Genomic DNA, 2,714 nt, shown 5'->3' with positions numbered 1-2,714 from the left:
TAACCCGATTCCCTCTCCCTCGGCCAATTCAGCCCCCGCCCCTCCGGCCTATATATATAATAGATGCAAATCGACTACATTGCTCCATTTTGATCCGGCAATGTAGGGGCACCCCTATGTGGGTGCCCTGATTTATGAGGGCGGCCACGCAGGGCCGCCCCTACGGGATCGGGATACCCATTGTTAAATTCAAAATCCGGAAGGACCAACGGACGGCGTGTGCGGGAAGGGAAACGGGAGAGCGGGATCATGACGCCTGAAGACCTCCGGAAGCCGGTGTGAGGATCATGGCCTCGTCGAAGATCAATGTCCGAGACCGCGCCCAGGCCGGCGGCAAATCAGAAAGGAGCATACCGGAACTGAGAACGAGCGTCAAGTCCCGGAGGGCTCATAACAAATGCTGGATGTCCTTTGCTCCGTGAATGATACGATGGATGAGGATGAATCGAATTTCTATCGGAACTCACGGATGCGCTTCCGGAGGTCCCGCATGACTTGGTTCAGGCTGCGGCCCTTTTTTCCGGCCGCGACTTGGGCCTGGGCGACCGCGAGCTTGGCGTAGAGGTCGAGTTTTATCTTATTCTTCAATTTACTCCTCAATCCCCGCCAGCTTCAGCGTGTAGAGATGGTGATAAAGCCCCCGGCGCTCCAGGAGCTCGGCGTGGGTTCCTTCTTCGACTATCCGGCCCTTGTCCATGACGAAGATCCGGTCGGCTTTCTGGATGGTGGTGAGACGATGGGCGATGACGAAGGTCGTCCGGTCCTTCATCAGCCGGTCGAGCGCGTCCTGGATGGCCGCCTCGGATTCGTTGTCGAGCGAAGAGGTGGCTTCATCTAAAATCAAAAGCCGCGGTGCTTTCAGGATGGCTCGGGCGATCGCGATCCTCTGCCGTTGCCCGCCCGATAAATTGATCCCCTTCTCGCCGACGATCGTGTCGTAGCCTTTCGGAAAGCCCGTGATGAAGTCGTGCGCGTTGGCCGATTTCGCCGCTTCGACGATCTCCTCGTCCGTCGCGGTCAATTTTCCGTAACGAATATTCTCCTTGATCGACCCTCCGAAGAGGATCGTCTCCTGCGGCACGAGGCCGATCTGCCGGTACAGGCTGGCCCGCTTCACGGTTTTGATGTCGATCGCGTCGATCTCGATCCGTCCTTCCGAGGGATCGTAGAAGCGGTGAAGCAGCTGGATCAGCGTGCTCTTTCCGGCGCCGCTGGGCCCGACCAAGGCGACCATCTCCCCCGGCTGGACCTCGAACGAGATCTCCTTGAGCACCGGAATCTCGGGCGTGTAATGAAAGCCGACCTGATGGAAGGCCACCCGGCCGTCGATCCGGGGCATCTCGGCCGCGCCCGCAAGATCCCCGACCTCCGCCTGCGTGTCCAGGATCTCGAAGACGCGCTGCGTCGCCCCCTGGGCCTCCTTGATTTTGGAGACGAGGTGGGCAAAGCTCCCGAAGGGCCCGATCAGGATGCCGGCGTAGAGAATGAAGGCGATGAGATCGCCCGGCGTGATCGTTCCGGACATCACCTGCCGTCCGCCGTACCATAAAATGCCCGAGGCCGCGCCGAAAGTCACGATCGTGATCAGCGGGATGAAGACGGCCAGGATCCTCGCGCGCTTCAACGCGGTCGCGACCATCTGGTCGAGCTGACGGATGTAGCGGTTCTCTTCATACGCTTCGGCCACGAAGGACTTGATGATCCGGATGCCCGACACGGCCTCCTCCACCACGGTCGTCGTGTCGGCCGTCCGGTCTTGAATCACGGTCGAGAGGCGCTTGAGCTTGCGGCCGAAGAAGGTCCCGATGAAGACGATCACCGGGATGACGGAAAGGATCAAGAGGCAGAGCCGCCAGTTCAGATAGAACAGGATCGAGACCCCGCCGACCAGGGTGACGAGCTGCTTGGCCATGTCGATCGGAACGTTCGTCCCGATGTCCTGGATCACGGTCACGTCGTTGGTGAGGCGCGAGATCAATTCGCCGGTCCGCCGCTTGGCGAAGAAACTCACCGAGAGGGTCTGGAGGTGCTTGAAGAGCCGGATGCGGAAGTCGGCCACCACCCGCTGGCCGATGTAGGCGACGAGATAGCTGTGGCCCATTGTCAGCAGCCCCTGGACGACGAAGAGACCCACGAGGCTCAGCACGGCCGAGTTGAGCGCCACCGTGTCGGGTTTGTGAAGGAACGCGTTGACCACGTCCCGCACGATCCAGAGCAGGCCGAGGTTCACGGCGGCGACGGCCGCCATCAGCACGGCGGCCAGCGCCATCCGCCGAAGGTAAGGCTTGATGTAGGCGAACAGTCGCAGAAGGTTTTTCATGGGATGCCTGCGACTATTATCTTATCGGCGGGATCGCTTTGTCAATCAAAAGGGGCGGGGAATTTATTTAGCCGAGTGGGATCGGATGTTCTTCAATCCCCACGGGGACTCGGACAGCCAGCGGGCCAGTTCCTCGGCGGGGATCGGCCGGCTCATGTAATACCCTTGCGCCGCGTCGCAGCCCATCTCCACCAAGCGCTCCAGGACCTCCCGGTTTTCCACGCCCTCGGCCACGACCTTCAGACCGAGGTTGTGCGCCAGATCGATGGTCGACCGCACGATCACCGCGTCGTCCGCGTTCGCGGCCATGCCCAGGACGAACGACTTGTCCACCTTGACCTCGTCGACCGGCAGTTTCTTCAGATAGCCCAGGGAGGAATAGCCGGCGCCGAAG

At 60.7% G+C, this 2,714-nt stretch carries 3 protein-coding genes; all 3 read right to left on the bottom strand.

The window, feature by feature from the left end:
* Positions 1-453: 453 nt before the first annotated feature.
* Positions 454-588 carry a hypothetical protein gene (locus VLY20_06630; GenBank protein ID HUK56316.1) on the bottom strand — a complete coding sequence of 45 codons (135 nt, stop codon included), beginning with the start codon at positions 586-588 and terminating at the stop codon, positions 454-456.
* Position 589: 1 nt separating this feature from the next.
* Entirely contained in the window at positions 590-2,320 is a 1,731-nt protein-coding gene (locus VLY20_06625) for an ABC transporter transmembrane domain-containing protein (GenBank protein HUK56315.1), read from the bottom strand.
* A gap of 63 nt (positions 2,321-2,383) precedes the next feature.
* Positions 2,384-2,714, bottom strand: a 331-nt coding sequence (locus tag VLY20_06620; GenBank protein HUK56314.1) for an EAL domain-containing protein, incomplete at its 5' end; no start/stop codon positions are given.

The organism is Nitrospiria bacterium, from assembly GCA_035517655.1.
Taxonomy (GTDB): Bacteria; Nitrospirota; Nitrospiria; order JACQBZ01; family JACQBZ01; genus JACQBZ01.
The sequence above is the reverse complement of the archived record's forward strand: the minus strand, read 5'-3'. Positions and strand labels throughout refer to the sequence as shown.